Origin of the sequence: Chitinophaga polysaccharea (assembly GCF_007829335.1) — a bacterium.
GTDB classification, from domain to species: Bacteria; Bacteroidota; Bacteroidia; order Chitinophagales; family Chitinophagaceae; genus Chitinophaga; species Chitinophaga polysaccharea_B.
The window spans coordinates 102,842-121,934 of the sequence record NZ_VIWO01000012.1 but is presented as its reverse complement, the minus strand read 5'-3'; the positions used below and the strand labels follow the sequence as shown (position 1 = coordinate 121,934).

The following is a 19,093-nucleotide window of genomic DNA, read 5'->3' as shown; positions in this document are numbered from 1 at the left end:
AAAGGCTTTCCTGCAAACCTAAAATAGCCGGGTAGGAGCAAGGTCCGGATTTTTAAAACCGGTTGTCCGGATTTATAAATCCATATCTTTTAAAATGGTAAACTGTTGATTTATATGTTGTTGCGAATTTTTAGATTTTCTTTGTATAGGGCTGGTGTCGTGTCTTTTATCTTTTTAAAAGCAGTATAAAAAGTAGACTTGGAATTAAAACCTACCTCGTAGCCAATGGCTTCCAGGGTGAGCCGGTCGTCGGTAGTAATCAGCTGACAAGCTTCCCTGATCCTGTATTCATTAATGTAGGTAGAAAAACTTTTTCCGAGATTGTCGTTGAGCAATTGTGAAAGCTGGTGGCTGGAAATCTGGATCTTCTTAGCCAGGTCGCTCAGTTTAAGCTGAGGGTCTTTGTAAAGTTGTTCTTCATGGATAACTCTTTCAAGCTTATCTATCCAGTTGCTGGCATCCGGTAACGGAATCTTTCTTTTGGCTGACTTTTCACCTGTTCCTATGGGAGCATCCAGGTATATGCTTTGGAGATTGGAGTTATACAGGAAGAAAAAGGTCAGGTACAGGAAGAAGGAAAATGATACGGCGCCAACAATATACATACCATGTATCACGGCGGCATAAGACAGCAGGTATGCCAGATGAATGATGCAGTTACTCACGAATAGCAATAACCAGAATTTCTCTGCAGGCTGTAGCTGAGCGTCGGCGGAGAAGGCTTTGCGCCATACCGTTTTTAGAAGAACGCCGGTAGCTAGCAGGTAAATACACCATTCCAGGTAAATGAGTGGTGCAATGAGCGTTCTCCATGCGAAAGCGTATAAACTATAAGGCCATATTACACCTGCCAGTAGGATAGTGCCCACGAGTATACCATAGATCCACTTCCAGGAAACGGGGATGGTCTTAACGCCTCCTAAAGCTGATTTATAGAAATAAAAGAGTGATGGCCCAATCAGCCAGCAGGCCGAAAGCCCAATCTGTAGATATATCTTTGCCAGTTTAGGATTAAAATACAGGAAGGCAGATTTTCCGACACGGATGCTGATGGCCAACAGGAAAATCGCGAGAAACAAGGCTGCAGGCGACTTCATTTTCTTACTCAGAAAAAGATAAATACTCACCATTAGCCCATTTACAGCACCTAGTGTACCGACCAGAAATAGTATTTGCTGACTGATATTCATAGTTAATCTTGTCATGCCTGCCAGGGAAGCGGTTGCTACCTGACTAAGGTAACGCTTTATTTATGGAGCTGGAATTTTGACAACCGGTAGCAAAAAAAAACAGGCGGAATGCCCGCACTCCGCCTGTTTGAATTAAGCGCCTACCAACCCGGCGGCCTTGTGTGCAGGATCTGCCAGTTGCTGGTTAAACCATTGCGGATACATCGGCGTAGGTTGGGAGAGGTTGTTTAAGATCTCTATTTCAGCCGCCGTAAGATTGATAGCCGCGGCTTTCAGGTTGTCTTCCAGTTGGTGCAGTTTGCTCGCGCCAATAATTACGCTGGATACTACCCGTTTGGTGAGCAGCCATGCCAGCGATATCTGGGCGGGGGTAGCTTCATGCGTTGCCGCTATTTCCTTTAGCCGGTCTAATAGTACAAATCCTTTTTCTTTATCAAATGGCAGCAAATCGAAACCAGAGAGGCGGTTGTTCTCATCCTTCAGGTTTTCCCGGGTATATTTACCGCTGAGGAAACCGCCGGCCAACGGGCCCCATACGGTCATTCCAATTCCGGCATGCAACATAAAGGGAGTGATGTCATGTTCGGCATCGCGGCCCACGAGGGTATAATTCATTTGCCCGTTGCAGAAGGTGGCCCATCCGTTATCGCGCTGCATCTGCCATGCCAGGGCCGATTTCCATACCGACCAGTTAGAAAAACCGATATACCTTACCTTACCGCTTTTTACCAGGGAGTCCAACGTTTCCAATGTTTCTTCCAGCGGGGTAACCGGATCTTCCCGGTGTACAATGTAGAGATCAATGTAATCGGTGCCAAGGCGCTTCAGGCTTTGCTCGCAGGAATACAGGATATGCCGCCGGGAAAGGCCGGATTGCGTGATAGGCGCACCATTGCGGAAGCCTACTTTAGTGGCGATGACCGCTTCATGCCGGCGATCGGCCAGCAGCCTGCCCAGCATTTCTTCCGATTGCCCTCCGGCATAACCATCAGCCGTGTCGAAAAAGTTAATGCCTGCCGCCAATGAAGTGTCTATCATTTTCCGGGCGTCCTCCAGCGATACTTTGTAAACACTGGGAATAGAAGGGTCGCTGCCAAAGGTCATAGCGCCAAAAGAAAGCCTGGATACAACCAGGCCAGTGTTGCCGAGTGTGGTATATTTCATATGAGTAACAAATGGATGCCGAATGTAAAATTTTTATCGCAAAACCATCTGTTATTAATCTATGTAGCGATAGGGGAATAAGTTAAAATCCTGGCCTTTTTTTGAGTAAATTTATCAGCAGCAACTAACAGGAGCATGGAAGTTTTCGGCACAGATCATCATAAAGTCATTTATGGAGATGCCCTACAGGCATTGGAAACCATGGTGCCGGATCAAACGGTGGACCTGATCTTTGCCGATCCGCCCTACAACATAGGAAAGAATTTTAATGGACATGTTGAAAAATGGGATACGGAAGATGCCTACCTGGAATGGTGCTACCAGTGGTTGGAAATCTGTATCAGGAAGCTCAGGCCGGGCGGTAGTTTCTACGTGATGACTGCCACCCAGTTTATGCCCTACTTTGATATCTGGTTACGACATAAAATAAATATCCTTTCCCGCATTATATGGCACTACGACAGCTCCGGCGTGCAAGCCAGGAAATATTTTGGGTCTATGTATGAGCCCATTCTTTTTTGCGTAAAGGACAAAAATAATTACACCTTCAATGCTACGGATATACTCATTGAAGCTAAAACCGGCGCCCGGCGTAAGCTGATCGATTACCGCAAGCCCATACCCACCACCTACAATACCGAAAAAGTGCCCGGCAATGTATGGGAATTTCCCAGGGTACGGTATCGGATGGATGAATATGAACATCACCCCACACAGAAACCGGAGGCCCTGCTGGAGCGGATTGTCAGGGCCAGCTCTAATGCCGGCGACCTGGTACTGGATCCTTTTTCCGGCACTTTTACCACCTGCGCCGTAGCCAAAGCATTGGGCAGAAAATGCATTGGTATTGAGTTAGAGGAAGAATATATTAAAATTGGTTTAAGGAGATTGGAACTCGCTACGGAATATAAGGGACAAAAATTGCAACGGGAATCCCGGTCCTTTGAATAATCCATCCTATTTTTGCCAATGTGCAGGCATCCACTGTACATTGACTTTTAATACCGAGATATGCAATTACGGGATCAGAAAATTATTACGGCACTGGAAACCATCTGGCAGGAAGCAGAAAAGCTCTATGAGCAGCAGGATCCGGCCCGCTATGTACTGAAACTCGAAGAAGCCTGGAATGTATTGCCCTGGCCCCGGGAAAGCTACGAAGAAAGTTATGACATAGCCTTTAGCATAGCCGATACTTATTTCGCCCTGAGAGATTACCCCAACATGCTGAAATGGGCCAAAACCTTACAACACTGCGACCGCGACCGCAACGACGAAGGGGAGAGAACCTTTATGCTGGGAAAAGCGTTGTTTGAGAATGGGATGATAACAGAAGCCACAGAATACTTTGCTACTGCCATGCAAGCCTCCGCAGGACGTGTGTTTGAGGGTGAGGACGAAAAATACCTGCATGTATTTGAGGGTGTCAGGTCCGTGGTAGAAGAAGAACTCCCCGAAGCAATTTACCAGCAGGTGGAGGTATTATCGGAAGAAGGCAATGAACTGGCAGATGACGAACAATACGATGCCGCCATCGCGAAGTTCACCGCTGCGTTGCAGCTGTTGCCCGATCCCAGGCATGAGTGGGAAGCCTGTACCTGGCTGTATGCCAGCATCGGCGACATGTATTTCTTCAAAGCCGATTATGCCGCCGCAGCACACCAGTTTTACGAGGCATTAAACGGCCCGGATGCACAGGCCGTAGGGTTTGTACACCTACGCCTGGGAGAATGCCTGTACGAAATTAAGCAGGAAGAAAAGGCAGTAGAGCATTTACTGAGAGCATATATGCTGGAAGGTCCCGAAATATTTGCAGAAGAAGATAGCCGGTATTTTGACTTTCTGAAAGGACGCGTGGAATTATAGTCGCCCGTCTTAAACATCCAAATGACATCCAAAATGAAACCGATTCACCTTGCAGCCTGTTTGCTGATGGCTGCAGCCTGCAACAACCCCCAAAGTACTACCAACGCAGATAAAGCGCCGGAAAAAAAATCTGACAGCACCATTGTCACAACACCTGTAACAGATACCACCCGGTTTGTATTCCTCAGTAACCTGAGAAATGGGGATACGCTCGTAAAAGGAAAGACCTATATCGACACCCTGTCCTTCATCAATTATAACGAAAATGGCGACGATGGCCTGTTCGTTTGCGCCCGGAACCGCGATACCGCTTTCCTGATCTTTAATACCAACAATCCCCCGGAATTAAATAACGGCGATCAGGTACTGGTGCAGTGGAATATGGATGTGTATGAACCTGCGGGCGATCCGGAAAATCCGCTTCCCAGGGAGTTTGTAGTCGATTATCGTTTGCTGCATCCCGGTAAGGTGACTTTGCTGAAGAGCAAGAAGCCCGCACTGGAGGCCATCTACCGGCACAAAGACCTGAGCAATACCGGTAAACAGGAAATAGACGCTGCCGTATGGTACTATGTAGCCAATACTACGGATACCACTATACGGCGTATGATAGATACTGATCCACAATTGTTGCAATACACAGTAGAGGAAGAAACGGAAGATTCCCGCTTGTCGGGCGTATTCCCGATTACATTTACCGATGGAACGCAACAGGTGCTGAAGCGTGTTTTTTTCGATGTGGAAAGACCGTATTCGCTGTTTGAATAATCATTCAACAGCAGGGGTACGCTCGGCAAATTCATTGATCAATCTTAGCTGATCGCCCAGGGAATACACGGCATCTATAATGGGTGCGTATTTGAGGGTGAAATGCCGTAGGCGCAATTTACCTGCAGCTTCTTTTTCCACCGGATGGAAAATGCTCCCTGCTTCTTCAAACAGGAACCAGTCGTCCTGTATATGCTGGCAATGTTCGCAGTGATTATACCAGAAGTGGCCTTCTGCGGTGTCGGACCAGCTTTGCTTAAAATGTGGATAGTGCTCTTCCAGGAATACCCGTAAATTATCAGAGAGCGCTGATACCTGTTGAAAGAGCGTGAAAAAATCCTGTGCCAGCCACACCGCTTCATCCCGGTCATTTACATCTTTTTCGAAGAAATAGTTGCCTGCAAGAGCTATCACGCGGTTATCGCGCTGGCATTTAGGGCAAGACGCCACTGCATGCACAGTGGTAATTTCGCTGGGCAGAATGATGGCCGGATGTTTCTCCGGAATCCATTGTTCTACCGCTGTTAACCGGTCATATTGCCCTTCCGGCAAATAGCAGGTCTGGGCTACCTGATCCCAAAGGACGCCCAATGACATGGCATATGCTTTCTCTGTTGGAGGAACATTCAGTAATAATGACATAATGCTTGGGTATGAGTGACGCTCTTTATGGAATTTAAGGAAAAAACGGGGATTCTGGTATTAACTTTATCACATAGGCCGTATCTATAACGAAAACGGCATTGGTAGATTTCTCCGCCAATGCCGTGTCAATACTGGTTACCCAGCTGAAATATAGTTAGTATTTATCGTCGTTAATTTCCAGCCAATAGCCGTCCGGATCACGGAGATATATCTGCTGCACGCCATCTACCCGCTTATTTACTGCGCCGGCTTTGCCTGGCCAGTCCTCCCAGGCAACATGATGGGCCTGTAATACGGCCAGGAATTCCTTCATAGAAGGGACGCTGAAACAGAGATGGGTGTTTTTGTCATGGGTGGTGGCGCTGGCGGCGCCGGAAATAATATGTACCTGGCTATGTGCACCAACTTTAAACCAGCTGTGCCTGCCATCTTTAAACGGTTCCTCCATGGGCTCCAGTCCTATAATATCGCGGTAAAAGGCAGTGCTTTTATCCAGATCCACCACGTATAACGCCATATGGTTCAGCGATGGATATTTCTTCGTTTGTGCATTCATGTTAGTGGAAATCCCGGTCAGTGCCAATATCAGGAGACAACCGGCTAATATAGCTTGTTTCATACTAACAAGATAATCAGCCGGATTGAAAAGTGCAAGCTTAATTTGCTGCTTTAAACGCAATAGATTCGATAACAACGTCCAGCTTTTTCAGGGCTGGCAGGTCGGAGCGTAGTGTTTTATCGCCAGTAACCTGGTCGTATTGTTTAGGATCGCCGGTATTATTGGCTTTCAGCACCACAATCACACTTTTGCCTTCCAGTGCGCCGCCATTCCAGCTGGATACCGTACCGCCATTAGTCCACTCAAATGCGTTGAACTTAAAGGGACGGCCATTTACTTTGGCCAGTTTGTCCAGCGGGTCGCCAGCTTTAATACCGTAGGGCGACTTCCATTTGGAAGGGAAATGAGAAAACGTGACAATATTTCCATTTTCACCGTCAAATTGTACTTCCAGTTCATTATCGGTATCCGGATAAATAACGTAGGCTTCTCCGTCTTTATTACCTGCCAGGTTGATGGCATCGTGTTGGGTAACGTTATTGGCGCCATACATTTCTACCAGTTGTTCAGGAGTACGTACCTGGAATAATGGGTGTACTTCCCAGTTACGTGTATCCGTAGCCGGGGCAGTGGAAGCTGCGGGAGCCGCGGTATTTTCTGTACCGGTATTGCTGTTGCCGGCAGCGGCAGTATTGCTTTCTGCGGCTGCATTGGCATTAGATTCGGCCACAGCGGCAGCCTGGTTGGCCGCAGCTACATCTGCAATGCTGGCCGGTGGCTTCTTGCCGGTAACCGGACCGGTATAGGTAGCCAGGAAGTCTTTCTTATCGTCCAGTAATGCTTTCGTATCATTCTTATATTTATTGGCAGTATAGGTGGCCAACGGGAACACGCTGTTGGTTTCCAGGTTCATGCTACGCAGGTTGGCAATAAACCGTTGCCGGTTGCAATCACTGTATTGGTACAGGTATTTCAGGGCAGCATCCAGTGCTACCGGGTCTTTCTTCAGGTCAAATACGGTGGAGTCTATGTCCAGTCCGGCATTGCCGCTGCGGGTGAGCTGCTCTGCGATGTATCCTGTAATGGAATCATGCGGGAGCTGATAGTGTGCCGCTACCCTCGCGGAAAAATCGTTGATAACGGTTTGACTGAGTTTCGCTTGCGCACTCAGCATTACCGGGACGAATAGGGCCGCCAATATGAAAAACCTTTTCATGTGAGCTGTATTGATCATCTTAAAAACTGACAACATTAACTGGTTTGAGATCACTAATTTATGTAATCTTTGTTACAGGCATACTATTACAGCCAATTATAACGGTAATTAGTAAAACGTAACGATACCGGAATATAGTATTTTTTGGGCGCCCGGAAAGCTAAAGAAATAGCGCTCCACTTTCATTTACGGCTGAACGGGGATACTGTCGCGGGTTTTCATAAACGCCTCGTATTCCTTTTTTATCGCCAGGTAGAGGTCATAATCCGAAGCATTTTTAATAAAAGCATAGTCGGGCTGGTAATGCTGCATAAACAATTGCAGGCTGTCGCCATCCAGGTGGGTTACCTTGTTGACCAGGGAAGGCGTGTAAACACGGCTTACAAACATCTCCTGTTCCTTATTTAACAGCATATGTTTGAACGTTATTTTCTTTTTATTTTTCTTAAACTGTGTTACCCGGTACAGGTTATTGATGTTTACACTGAGCCCTCCGTATACCTCATACCATTTGAGCCGCCGAAACGTAAGGGATTTTGCATATTCCTCCCTGAAAGCAAGGGAATCCTTAAAGAAGTTGTATTGCACAATATGCACGGTTTTTAATTGTACCGGGGGCTTTACTACCGTGTCGGTAGATGTTTTGGTTTGTGCAAAACTACGGCCGGCTATCCCGCATAACAACATTATCCATATGCTTAGCAAGGGTTTCATGGGTGATTAAAGTACCTTATTCTGTTTTAAAAAAAAGTTAAATAAACATATCTTGGGGCCAGAAATTATCCCCATGAAAGTTTGTCCGTTTCCATTGAAACGCCTGTTAATGTTGTTACTGTTAGCATTTTTGGCGTCATGTGATCAAAGTACAACAAAAAAAATTACTGTAGCCGACATACCAGATCCCAAAAAGACGGATGGCGGTTATGTCAGTAATCCCGATCATCTGCTGTCAGATGCCGCCGTAAGCTCGCTGAATGAGCAGCTGGGCATCCTCGACCGGGCCGGGAAAGTGCAGGTAGGCGTAGTAGTGATGCACAGCATAGGAAATAACGATACCCGCGATTTTGTTCACCAGTTATTTAACTATTGGAAGATAGGAAGTAAGGAGAAGAACAATGGTTTGTTGATCCTGATGGTAGAAGATGCCCGTAAACTGGAGTTCGAAACGGGAACCGGCATCGAAGCAGATATGCCAGACATTATCTGTTTCCGCATTCAGCAGGAGTATATGATTCCGCGCATCAAAGAGCACGACTATGATGCCGCTTTCCGGGATGGTATCCTGTCGGTAGCCTCATTATTTAATAAAGGCAATTATGCTTATGATCAGCTGCCGGAGTCTCCCGTGGTGGATAGTTCACTGGTGGTGGCAGATGCAGCAGTTGCAGGCCCGGTTAACGCCGATTATCCCGGTTTAACCGCGGTGGCCGATAGCGCAGTGGCCGACAATGCTGCGTCGGAAGATCCGGGGCTGGTGGAAGCCCCGCCCAGCTATTTCGCTGGCAATACTTCTTCGATTAGCTCTTCCTATATAGGGGAACCTTCTATTCCCGGCCTCATTTTCTGGTTTATCGCATCTTTAGTGATGATACGTGTTTTCTTCAGCCGGAAAATAAAAACCAGGAAGGGAGAAGACCAGGCGCCGGTACAATTGAAAGATGCGCCCAATGAGCTGTTGCGGCCAGGTACCCTGGGATTCATACTGGTATACGGCCTGGGCCTGTTGGGGGTAGGATACATGGCCTCCGTTCGGCACACCGATGTGGGTTTCCTCAAAACCTTTGTGATATTCTATCTTGCCTGGTGTTTGTTTATGTCTGGTGTAGTAATCATACTGTGGTTACGTGCTGCCGCTGTGCTTCATGGAAAAGACAGGCACGAAAAGTGGGCCTGCCTGGCTATGGTAAAGCGCGACGTAGGACCGGCCACCTATGCATTTCCATTGCCATTGCTCGGATTATATGTGTGGGCGCTGAAAAAGCGGATGGATCGCCTGCGCAATGAGGTATACGAATGCCCTAAATGTAATCATCCCATGCACAGGCTGAACGATGTAGAAGACAATGATTACCTGGATAAAGCGCAGGTGGTAGAAGAGCACCTGGAGTCGGTAGATTATGATATATGGCGGTGCGATAGCTGTAGCACCCAGCTGGTATTAAATTATACCAACATGCGTTCTGCTTGTTCGGAATGTCCTTCTTGTCACCACTACACCTTCCGCTGTGATAAAACCGTCACGTTGAAACGGGCTACTACTTCCTCACAGGGCATGGGATCGCAGCAGTTTTCCTGTGCGGCCTGTAAGTTTAAGCACGATTATATGTTTATTATTCCTAAGGTATCTTCTTCCTCTTCCGGCAGTTCGTCTTCCGGATCATCTTTTTCTTCTTCGTCATCTTCTTCCTCCAGCTGGGGAGGCGGATCGTCGGGAGGAGGAGGGGCCAGCAGCAGCTGGTAGCCGGTATACTACAAAAAAAAGAGCCGGTTTAATAACCGGCTCCTTGTTATAGGGTATAACTGTTGTAGTTAATTATCGGCATTCATTTTACCAACCACTTTATATCCCGCTACAGAATTATCGCTGTTTAGAACAGGTTGATAATACATGCCGTCTGGTGATAAAAAGTACTGTTGACCGTTGATATTCACGGTGTGGCAGTTGTCCGGCAACTGGGAAATCAGATCATTGTCTGGATTGTTGTTATTGCCGGTGTTGTTGTTTGGGGCTGTATTGCTATTATTTCCCTGATCGTTCGTGATTGTCACTGTTTTGTCGCCTATTTTACCATTTTTCCCAACCACCACATAACGTCTGCCGTTGTCTGTCATGGTTTCCTGGTAATAGGTGCCGTTCAGTTCATAATAGGTATTTCCGTCTACCTGTATTTCCTGGGCTCCCTCAGGAAGGTTAGGCACTGCTGCGCCTACCGGGGCTTCCACTACTTTATACCCCCTGTCATCGCCGGTAGACTGGTAATAAGTACCGCCGTAGTAATACATAGGGCCGAAAGCGGCACCCAGTGAGAAATAGCCAAAAGGCAGTGTAGATACATACAAGCCTAAAGGGGGAAAGAACGGATTATAGTAAGGATACCTGTACCTGTAGCGGTAGTAAGGTCTTCCATAGTAATGTCCTCCTACATATACCCGTCCGGTATAGCCGGAACCGTGATAATAACCTCTGTTAATAGGAGCTGAAATCCGGGGAGAAGACATGCGTGGAGCGGCATATACCCGTCCACTTCCGCCAAATCCGGAGCGACCACCCCCAAAATGACTTCCGCCGCCACCATGGCCGCCACCATATCGCTGGGCGTAAGCGCTGCTTACTGAAAATGTGCCTAAGAGGCCTATCAGCACAAACAGTATATAGCATCTGTTTTTCATTTTCTTAACATTAAGTAGTAATCGTCTCATCAATGCTCCTATTTTTCAATCAATTATTAGACTTGAAAACAGGAGGAAAGTTTAACTGGTAAACGATAGTAAGCAAAAATGCGGCCGGTTTCCGCCGGTCGACACTACTGGGTACTGGCGGTATTAATGGTGGCAGCAAAGCGTTGGGCGAGCTGCCCTATTTCCCCTGACTTTGCCACCTGCTGCACCCATGCTGCCGGTAGCCGGTCGATGCCATAGTACAACCCAGCAGCAGCGCCAGCCACTGCGGCGGTAGTATCCGTATCTCCGCCCAGGTTGACTGCGGTTAGTACACAGTCGCGGTAATTGCCTGTCCGTAAGAGGCACCAGAGAGCGCTTTCCAGCGTATGTACCACATAGCCAGAGCTATATAGCCATTCGTTCGACAGGGTAGCTATGTTTTGTTGTAAAACGCGCTCATAGTATTTGATTTCAGCGGGGTTAAATGACTGATTGCTCAGATAGGCATTCACCGCCCGTTGCATCTGGATATAGGCATCAGGCAGGCTTTTACCGGTAACCAGGGCACGGAGGAATTCCACGTATATAAAGCAACCCAATACCGACCGGAAATGCTGGTGGGTGATGCCGGATACTTCCTTTACCAGCAGGTAACGCAGGTGAATGTCATTTTCGTTTAACAGGTAAAAGGCTATCGGCATCATGCGCATCAGGGATCCGTTGCCATTCTCGAATTCTTCAAAGCCGCCGCTGATCAGCGGATCGGTGCCGGCAGCCACGCGTTGCAACGCCCTGCGGGTGGTATGGCCAATATCAAATACTTCGTTGTGGGCGCCCCAGTATCCATGTTGCGCCCATTGCACAAATGTTTGGGCCATCGCATGAATGTCGTAACCGTTGATCAGGCTTTCCGCAGTACAAAAAGTAAGGGAAGCATCATCTGAAAAAGTGCCGGGAGGCTGATTCCAGCAACCATAACCTGTAAATGTGGTAATAGGATTTTCAGAGAGATAGCTGCGCGTTTTGAATTCTACCGGTACGCCCAACGCATCGCCTATGGCGATACCATAAAAGGCGCCTGTTACTTGTTGTTGCATGAGATAGGATCACTAACGTTAAGGTACATATGAAATATCATTGAATATACGGTTCATTTGCCAGAACCAGGTATTGCTGTATACAATTTTTTCTCTTACCTGTTATCACCATTTTATTCAGCATTTTTGAAAATATTCATTCCCGTTCATTGAAATAATAACGTTGATAAGTGTTTTCCAGGTGCTATTCCTCCTTACCTTTGCATTATAACGATATTAATCGTTGAAAGATTACCCCGAAATCTATTTTTTTAGACTGTCCGTAGCCATTGAAAAATCCTTTGTTATCGTTATTGACGGTATTATCACAAAGGTTAACCAACCAATTTTATAGTGAATAACTGACCGAAAAATGCTTTTTAATATGCGATATCAACCCCAATGCAGACTTTATTGCAAGTGTGTTTCAAACAGAAATTTTCCTGGACATTGTCGTTGTAAAGCATTACAGTGAAATATTACAATGATGTATTGTAGCAACGCTGCGCAGTGACATAGGAATATGCTGTGTAGTACCTCATAAACATGTACCAGGGTAACATTAAAAGCATGTACCACGGTAGCATTACAGGCATGTACCAGGATAGCCTTAAAAGCATGTACCAGGACGGCATTACAAGCACCTATTGTGATGGGACATCACTCTTTAACAGCTGACCATTTTTTTTACTCGAAAAACCGTAACCCATATGCAGTCTTTTTTATTCAGCCGACGTTTTCAAACATGCACTTTTCTAGGGTATTATCATCATCAACTTTTCTTTTTTGAACTGAACTGATTTTACCGGAATCTTTTATATACAACCGGCAACTAACCGGGAATATACTTATATACTTTTTACTGTCTGTTAACCGACAGCAAAATGTAGGCATGCTGCCATGCAGTAATCAACAAGATCCTCATTGTTTGTTAACCACTAATTTCTTTCAATAATGGGAAATAGTACATACAACTGAAAGGGACTGTTTTTCCAGGCAGTCCGACTTTTTCTGAAAATTGAGATAAAGGAAATAGTCTTTGCGACGCTTGCTGACCGGGACCACTTATCCAGGTAGTCCCCCTGTTTTATCATCCCCTCAGCAATATTTATTGGAGTGCAACAATATACAATGGAAGCTTAGCTGATGGACCGTTTTTCCAGGCGGTCCCTATCAGGAAAACATCAATATGCCGGGCATATTGTCAATTATATAGTCGTAATCGCCATATGTTAACATCCCAGTGTAGATACAAATCACTATTTATACTGCGATTGATTCGGAAGTCAGGGACTGTTTTTCCAGACGGTCCCTTTCTATAGAAAAATCAGACTGCCATAGGTAGTCTTCTATATAGGAACGAGTTTTCATAAGTACGAATTTGATTTGGGAATGGAAGGGACCTTCTGTCTAGCTGGTCCCATTTTTCCTAACCAAACACACTACTCATGAAGTGAATACGATGGATCGGACATACTAAAAAAACGGCGGGCTGTTTTTCCAGACAGCCCAAACTTTTTAACTGGTTGCAAAATGCAGATGCATAGGCGACGACGCACAACTTCTTTTTTTGAGGTGGACGTAACAATTAACATGGGGGCTGTTTGTCAAAACAGCCCATTACCCGTTTACCACCCAGGAGAACATCACCATCCGTAATCCAGGCAAGGATGCTCATTCCAGGGAAGACCTAACCTTAGCATTAAAAACTTTACTTTAGCTAAGGTATCAAGATTAAAAACCGGTTATCATGCAATATCATCTCCTCGGAAAATCAACGCTCTCCGTCAGCGAAATCGGATTTGGCTGTATGTCGCTTGCAGGCAGCGATGTCGACAATGCCCGCCTTATTCATCAGGCAATAGAGCAAGGCATTAATTTTTTTGACACAGCCGATCTCTATGATCACGGACAAAATGAAGTGAGCGTAGGAAAAGCACTACAGGGACATAGATCCAATGTAGTGATTGCTACCAAAGTAGGGAATCAATGGAGGGCAGATGGAAGTGGCTGGGACTGGAACCCAGGCAAAGCGTATATCATCAGCTGCGTAGAAGCCAGTTTGAAGCGGCTGCAAACAGACTATATCGACCTATACCAGCTGCATGGAGGTACCCTCGAAGACCCCATCGATGACACCATTGCAGCCTTTGAAACGTTATTGCAGCAAGGGAAAATCAGGTATTACGGTATTTCATCTATCCGGCCGAACGTAATCCGCGAATACGTACAACGTTCGCATATCGTGAGTGTAATGATGCAATATAGCTTGCTGGACCGGCGTCCGGAAGAAAGTGCATTCCCTTTGTTGCTGGAGAATAATATTGGCGTGCTGGCGAGGGGCAGCGTCGCTAAGGGCTTGCTGGTGAATAAGCCGGCTGCTCCTTATCTCAACTACTCCGCAGAAGAGGTGGCCGGGGCTGCGGCAGCCATCCGGCAGGAAAGCACTCCGGAGAGAGACGCTGCACAAACCGCGCTTCGCTTTGTATTGCAACAACCTGCGGTGAGCAGCGCCATTGTTGGCATACGCACCCCCGCACAACTGGAAGATGCCATCCGGGCGGTATCAGCGCCGGCGCTATCCGACAGTGAGCTGGCAGCATTACGTCTGGCAGTTCCCATCAATAAATATGAGCAACACCGGTAGAAATGGCCAATGCTACTGCGATACAGGGCTTCCCGGATTTGTCCTTTGCAATGAATGGTGGCCATGGTATCTTGCAGCAACGGCTGCTTCCTCTTTACAGCAGGCCGCAGTATTATTGTATGGCGTTTAAATCTCCATGTATGCAAAAATTAAAAGTGGGAATGTTCCTCTTCCCGGATCTGACTATCCTCGATTTTACAGGCCCTTACGATGTATTTGTGAAGGCGCCGTGTTTTGAAGTGATTATCATCGGGGAAAATACAGCGCCGCTCCGGGCAGAAGGTGGATTAACCCTGCAGCCCGAAGTAGCGATAGCGGATTGTCCTCAGCTGGATATTATTTTTGTGCCGGGTGGTCGCGGGATCAACGCGCTGCTGACTAATAACAACGTATTGCAGTTTTTACAACAGCAGGCAGGGAAAGCAAAATATTTCGCGTCGGTATGCACCGGCGCGCTGGTACTGGCAGCGGCAGGTTTATTGAACGGCTATAAAGCTACTACGCATTGGCGATCGCTGGAGCTATTGCGGATGTTTGGGGTGGAAACTGTGGAGGCACGGGTAGTACGGGATGGCAACCGGATCACCGGCGGTGGTGTTACCGCCGGCATCGATTTCGGATTAGTGCTCACAGCCCTGGTAGGCGGTGAGGAAATGGCCAAGATGATACAACTGCAATTGGAATATAACCCTGAACCGCCTTTCAGAGCTGGTTCCCCACATACAGCAGGATTGCCGGTGTTACAAAAAGCGAAAGAACTGACCCAGCCGATGCTGGAAACCAGGAAGAAAATTATCAGGCAACTATTACAGGATCAGGCTTCGACATCCGTAACGCCGATCTGATAGAACGTATCTCCCTTAAACTGATCATCCTGTCTTGTTCCGGATCCCATACTTTGAGCCGGAAACAGGCACATACATCCCGAAACCCGAGGGACGTTACTTTGGCGTGCTGTAAAGCCGGGATGTTTTGCATCACTTCCGGCAAGCGATAAAAAGGAATGCGGGCGTTCAAGTGATGAATATGGTGGTAGCCAATATTACCAGTAAACCATTTCATTACCGGGTTCATCACCATATGGCTGGAAGACAATAAAGCCGCTTTATCATAACACCATTCCTGGTTCACATTAAACGTAACACCGGGGAAATTATGCTGGGCATAAAAAAGGTAGGCGCCCAGTCCACAGGCAATGGTAAATGGTACTACAATAAAAAGCAACCAGCTTTCCCATCCCCAGAAATAACACACAGCCACGCTACCGCCCAGGTGGATCAGCAGCGCTATTAAAGAGTCGATATGCTTTTTGGGGCTGCTTACAAACGACTGTACACACATGCCCAGCATAAACATTGACAGGTAGCCTGCTGCAATGGTAAGCGGGTGGCGGCTGAAAAGATAGCTGCGTCGCTCTGCGGCGGTGGCGGATTCAAATTTTTTACGGGTAATAATCGGGTACGAACCAATACTGGCACTGAATAATTTAGAGTTATGTTTGTGGTGATAATCATGCGAGCGTTTCCATATACTGGAAGGTGCCAGTACATAAATGCCAAAAGTTACCATAATCGCTTCTGCGATTGCGGAGTGGTGTAAAATAGCATGGTGCTGATGATCATGATAAATCACAAACATTCGTACTATCAGAAGCCCAGACAGTATGCTGGCCGGTATCCTCAATGCCAGGTAGGGCAATGCCAATGTACCGGTAAGCGATACGATCAGCAGTGCTAATGTAGAGAGCGTAAATAGCCAGCTTTGAGCCCTGTTTTCACAGGCATATGGCTTGGTAGCGAGGATCAGTTCTTTCCCTTCCAGCATAACAATGTCGTTCTAAAATAATCGTGTTTATAGTGTTGCTTATAATTCTGTTGTAACGGCTGCCCGTTTATGTTTCCATCTTTTGTGCGACCACAGCCAGGTAGATGGTTGCGCTACAATATCTTCTTCCAGTTTACGTGTATGCGCTATGGTGATAGCGCCTTCTTTTTCGTCGGCTGGTGTAGCCGTTAATATTTGAGCCGATACGGTGTAGTAACCTCTTTTTTCGCGTATAACGGTCACATACACTACCGGGTAGTTCATTTTCTGCGCTATTTTTTCCGTGCCTTTAAATACAGGTGTGTCCTGGTGCAGGAAGGTAAGCCACTGCGCTGTTTTAGGCTGTGGCGACTGGTCTGCAATAAAAGCGGTAGCGTTTACTTCATGGCGGTTTTGCACCATGTCGCGGAACGTATCCTGCATGGCAATCAGCTTAGTGCCAAAACGGGTGCGCATGCTGTACATGAGACCGTTGAAATGTTTATTAGCCAGCGGATGATAGATTACATACAACTGTTGCGGGCACATTATACTAAAGGTATTACCAGCCCATTCCCAGTTACCTTTATGGCCCATTACCAGCACAACGCTCTTCTTTTCGGCCGCCAGGCGCTTAAACAGGTCCACCGTTGCCGGCGTAAAACTGCAGTGCTTTACCATCGCAGTTTTGCTGATGGTCAGCGTTTTGAATGTTTCCAGGAAAAGATCGCAGAGATAATGATAAAAATCCTTGCAAATACGATGGATTTCCTTTTCACTTTTTTCCGGGAATGAATTCCGGAGATTAGCGAGTACTACCTTTTTACGATAGCCCAACACATAATATAACAACACGTATACCGTGTCGGCAACCAGGTAAAGTACACGAAATGGCAGTAGCGATAACGCGTAGATCAGCGGTAACAGTAAGTAGTAGGCGATAGCAGACAATATGGTATAGATTTTTAATACTTCGAAAAGTATTACTGAAAACGTAAATATATGGTTTAAAGCACACTTTTCATAGTATCCGTGAAAAAAACGATTCCTCCATTCATTTAGTATCTTTATCCAGGCATGTTTGTTAAACTTTAACATAAGTATATGAAAACCATCTTCTTTTTCATACGATTCAGTTGCCTGGCGGCAGTCGTTTTGGGCGCCACCCATTGCGCCCGTAACCCTTATGCCAGTACTAACAGGGAATACCGGCATATTGCTAAATCTTACGCGAAAGTATTGCGGGAGCAACCAGGGGCATTGGCTGGCGCCAATGGCGCCAGCGCTCCCTACTGGGTGGGAACGGTAAACTTTAATATGCGTAAACCCAACCTCGTGATTATCCATCATACTGCTCAGAATTCATGTGAACAAACACTGCAAACATTTACCCTGCAAAAAACACAGGTAAGTGCACATTATGTGATATGCCGTAATGGTACCATTCATCACCTGCTGAATGATTATCTCCGTGCGTGGCATGGAGGCGTTGCCAAATGGGGCAATCTCACAGATATCAACTCTTCTTCTATCGGAATAGAACTGGACAATAACGGGAAAGAACCCTTCGATTCTGCCCAGATCAACAGCCTGCTGGTGTTATTGGATACCCTCCAACATCGCTATAATATTCCCGCTGCTAATTTTGTAGGGCATGGTGATATTGCTCCCGGCAGGAAAGTGGATCCCAGCGCATTTTTCCCCTGGCAACAATTAGCTGATAAAGGTTTTGGCCGCTGGTATAAAGACACCAGCGCCACGGTAGTGCCTGGATCTTTCGATCCTCTGCTAGCGCTTCGCATTATCGGGTACGATGTAAAAGATTCTTCCGCTGCCATCATGGCCTTTAAACGCCATTTTATGCCAGCCGACAGTTTGCCCGGACTCAGCGATGCCGGTAAGAAAATTCTTCTTAACCTGCAGCAGCAATATCAATGACCTGAATAAAGACACCCCTGGTTACCTTTACCCCTACGCGCTCACACTTTATTTTGTAAAGTGCGATAAATACGTTATTTTAATAATGAGTTAGCGCAAACCAAAATCGAATCAATAGCATAAATCATCTTCCCGGACTTGTTATATACCTGTTTCTACTTGTTATCTTAATCTACTTGTTATGAAATACACATACCTATTCCCGTTATTGCTGTTAGCAGCCAGCGCCCTGTTGTTAACTATGCCCCGCCAACACGTCCGCGCGGGCAACTGTCAGTTCCCCGTACAAGACTCGTCCTGCCTCGTAAAAACAGATGTCAGCTTTGACTTTGCAGACAATATGAGAAAGAAAGTGACGGATGTGATTGAAGACAAATTTGCCGGCGGCATTGAAGAAGGCGGCAAAACAACCTGGGAAAATTCTCCCGATGCCCCGGAATACTACCAGGTAATCCTGCGTAAAACAAAAGTCACTATCCATTACAAAGGCACCGTATGCCGGGATCGCCTGATATGGCAGAACGTGGAGGATTGTAAAGCAGCGCTGAAAAAACTGTTGAACAACCAGTAAATACCCGGCATGCAAAGACGCAGAGAAGCAAAAAAAGCATTTTATCCGCTTCCATTTTCTTTAACTTCTCTGCGTCTTGCTCCTTTACCTGTAAACCTTATTTTTTGAATGCCTATTTAGTCTATAAATTTTGTAGATTAATATTTCTGCCTTACTTTTGCCCCCGGAAATACACGCTAATTATGCACCAACAACAATATGCCAAAATCAAAACGGGTGTAACGGGCTAACCATTCTCCGCGAGATCAGACTCAATTATTAAATCAAGT

The 19,093-nt window shown here is 46.4% G+C and carries 18 protein-coding genes; 8 read left to right on the top strand and 10 right to left on the bottom strand.

The features are described 5' to 3' along the window. Positions 1-110: 110 nt before the first annotated feature. Positions 111-1,205, bottom strand: a complete 1,095-nt coding sequence (locus tag FHW36_RS27995; protein ID WP_145674295.1) for a helix-turn-helix domain-containing protein — start codon at positions 1,203-1,205, stop codon at positions 111-113. A gap of 117 nt (positions 1,206-1,322) precedes the next feature. Further along, complete coding sequence (locus FHW36_RS27990) at positions 1,323-2,354, bottom strand: aldo/keto reductase (protein ID WP_145674293.1); 1,032 nt, start codon at positions 2,352-2,354, stop codon at positions 1,323-1,325. 135 nt (positions 2,355-2,489) lie between these two features. On the opposite strand from FHW36_RS27990, the gene yhdJ reads away from it, so the two are divergent. Genes yhdJ through FHW36_RS27975 form a run of 3 tightly spaced genes read left to right on the top strand, consistent with a single transcriptional unit; the run spans position 2,490 to position 4,988 of the window. Then, positions 2,490-3,305 carry an adenine-specific DNA-methyltransferase gene (gene yhdJ, locus FHW36_RS27985; protein WP_145674290.1) on the top strand — a complete coding sequence of 272 codons (816 nt, stop codon included), beginning with the start codon at positions 2,490-2,492 and terminating at the stop codon, positions 3,303-3,305. Between the two features lie 60 nt (positions 3,306-3,365). Further along, complete coding sequence (locus FHW36_RS30785; RefSeq protein ID WP_222429205.1) at positions 3,366-4,220, top strand: tetratricopeptide repeat protein; 855 nt, start codon at positions 3,366-3,368, stop codon at positions 4,218-4,220. Positions 4,221-4,253: 33 nt separating this feature from the next. Next, positions 4,254-4,988 (top strand): hypothetical protein, encoded by a 735-nt coding sequence (locus tag FHW36_RS27975; protein ID WP_145674288.1) that lies wholly within the window; start codon positions 4,254-4,256, stop codon positions 4,986-4,988. On the opposite strand, the gene FHW36_RS27970 is transcribed toward FHW36_RS27975, so the two are convergent. The 4 genes from FHW36_RS27970 to FHW36_RS27955 form a co-directional block, all read right to left on the bottom strand. After that, complete coding sequence (locus FHW36_RS27970) at positions 4,989-5,630, bottom strand: hypothetical protein (RefSeq protein ID WP_145674286.1); 642 nt, start codon at positions 5,628-5,630, stop codon at positions 4,989-4,991. A gap of 157 nt (positions 5,631-5,787) precedes the next feature. Then, positions 5,788-6,252, bottom strand: a complete 465-nt coding sequence (locus FHW36_RS27965) for a VOC family protein (protein WP_145674284.1) — start codon at positions 6,250-6,252, stop codon at positions 5,788-5,790. 37 nt (positions 6,253-6,289) lie between these two features. Then, a complete protein-coding gene (locus tag FHW36_RS27960; RefSeq protein WP_145674282.1) occupies positions 6,290-7,408 on the bottom strand; it encodes a hypothetical protein in 1,119 nt (372 codons plus the stop codon). Positions 7,409-7,594: 186 nt separating this feature from the next. Continuing rightward, the gene (locus FHW36_RS27955; protein WP_145674280.1) at positions 7,595-8,122 is read right to left on the bottom strand and encodes a hypothetical protein; all 528 of its coding nucleotides are present in this window, start codon (positions 8,120-8,122) and stop codon (positions 7,595-7,597) included. A gap of 109 nt (positions 8,123-8,231) precedes the next feature. On the opposite strand from FHW36_RS27955, the gene FHW36_RS27950 reads away from it, so the two are divergent. After that, positions 8,232-9,869 carry a TPM domain-containing protein gene (locus tag FHW36_RS27950; protein WP_186452641.1) on the top strand — a complete coding sequence of 546 codons (1,638 nt, stop codon included), beginning with the start codon at positions 8,232-8,234 and terminating at the stop codon, positions 9,867-9,869. Between the two features lie 68 nt (positions 9,870-9,937). Here FHW36_RS27950 and FHW36_RS27945 read toward each other — a convergent pair whose 3' ends face one another. Next, positions 9,938-10,798: a DUF6515 family protein gene (locus FHW36_RS27945; protein WP_145674277.1), complete on the bottom strand. Its 861-nt coding sequence runs from the start codon at positions 10,796-10,798 to the stop codon at positions 9,938-9,940. 134 nt (positions 10,799-10,932) lie between these two features. Further along, positions 10,933-11,886 carry an ADP-ribosylglycohydrolase family protein gene (locus FHW36_RS27940; protein ID WP_145674271.1) on the bottom strand — a complete coding sequence of 318 codons (954 nt, stop codon included), beginning with the start codon at positions 11,884-11,886 and terminating at the stop codon, positions 10,933-10,935. 1,729 nt (positions 11,887-13,615) lie between these two features. Here FHW36_RS27940 and FHW36_RS27935 point away from each other — a divergent pair. Further along, complete coding sequence (locus tag FHW36_RS27935) at positions 13,616-14,512, top strand: aldo/keto reductase (RefSeq protein ID WP_145674269.1); 897 nt, start codon at positions 13,616-13,618, stop codon at positions 14,510-14,512. A 140-nt stretch (positions 14,513-14,652) separates the two neighbouring features. Continuing rightward, complete coding sequence (locus FHW36_RS27930) at positions 14,653-15,357, top strand: DJ-1/PfpI family protein (RefSeq protein WP_145674267.1); 705 nt, start codon at positions 14,653-14,655, stop codon at positions 15,355-15,357. Here FHW36_RS27930 and FHW36_RS27925 read toward each other — a convergent pair. Continuing rightward, entirely contained in the window at positions 15,308-16,336 is a 1,029-nt protein-coding gene (locus FHW36_RS27925) for a fatty acid desaturase family protein (RefSeq protein WP_145674264.1), read from the bottom strand. The genes FHW36_RS27930 and FHW36_RS27925 overlap by 50 nt on opposite strands. Positions 16,337-16,375: 39 nt before the next feature. Continuing rightward, positions 16,376-17,266 (bottom strand): lysophospholipid acyltransferase family protein, encoded by an 891-nt coding sequence (locus tag FHW36_RS27920; protein ID WP_246121244.1) that lies wholly within the window; start codon positions 17,264-17,266, stop codon positions 16,376-16,378. Between the two features lie 153 nt (positions 17,267-17,419). Between FHW36_RS27920 and FHW36_RS27915 the strand changes: the two genes are divergently transcribed. After that, complete coding sequence (locus tag FHW36_RS27915) at positions 17,420-18,253, top strand: N-acetylmuramoyl-L-alanine amidase (RefSeq protein ID WP_145674261.1); 834 nt, start codon at positions 17,420-17,422, stop codon at positions 18,251-18,253. Positions 18,254-18,434: 181 nt separating this feature from the next. Next, positions 18,435-18,824, top strand: a complete 390-nt coding sequence (locus FHW36_RS27910) for a hypothetical protein (protein WP_145674259.1) — start codon at positions 18,435-18,437, stop codon at positions 18,822-18,824. The last annotated feature ends 269 nt before the right edge of the window (positions 18,825-19,093 follow it).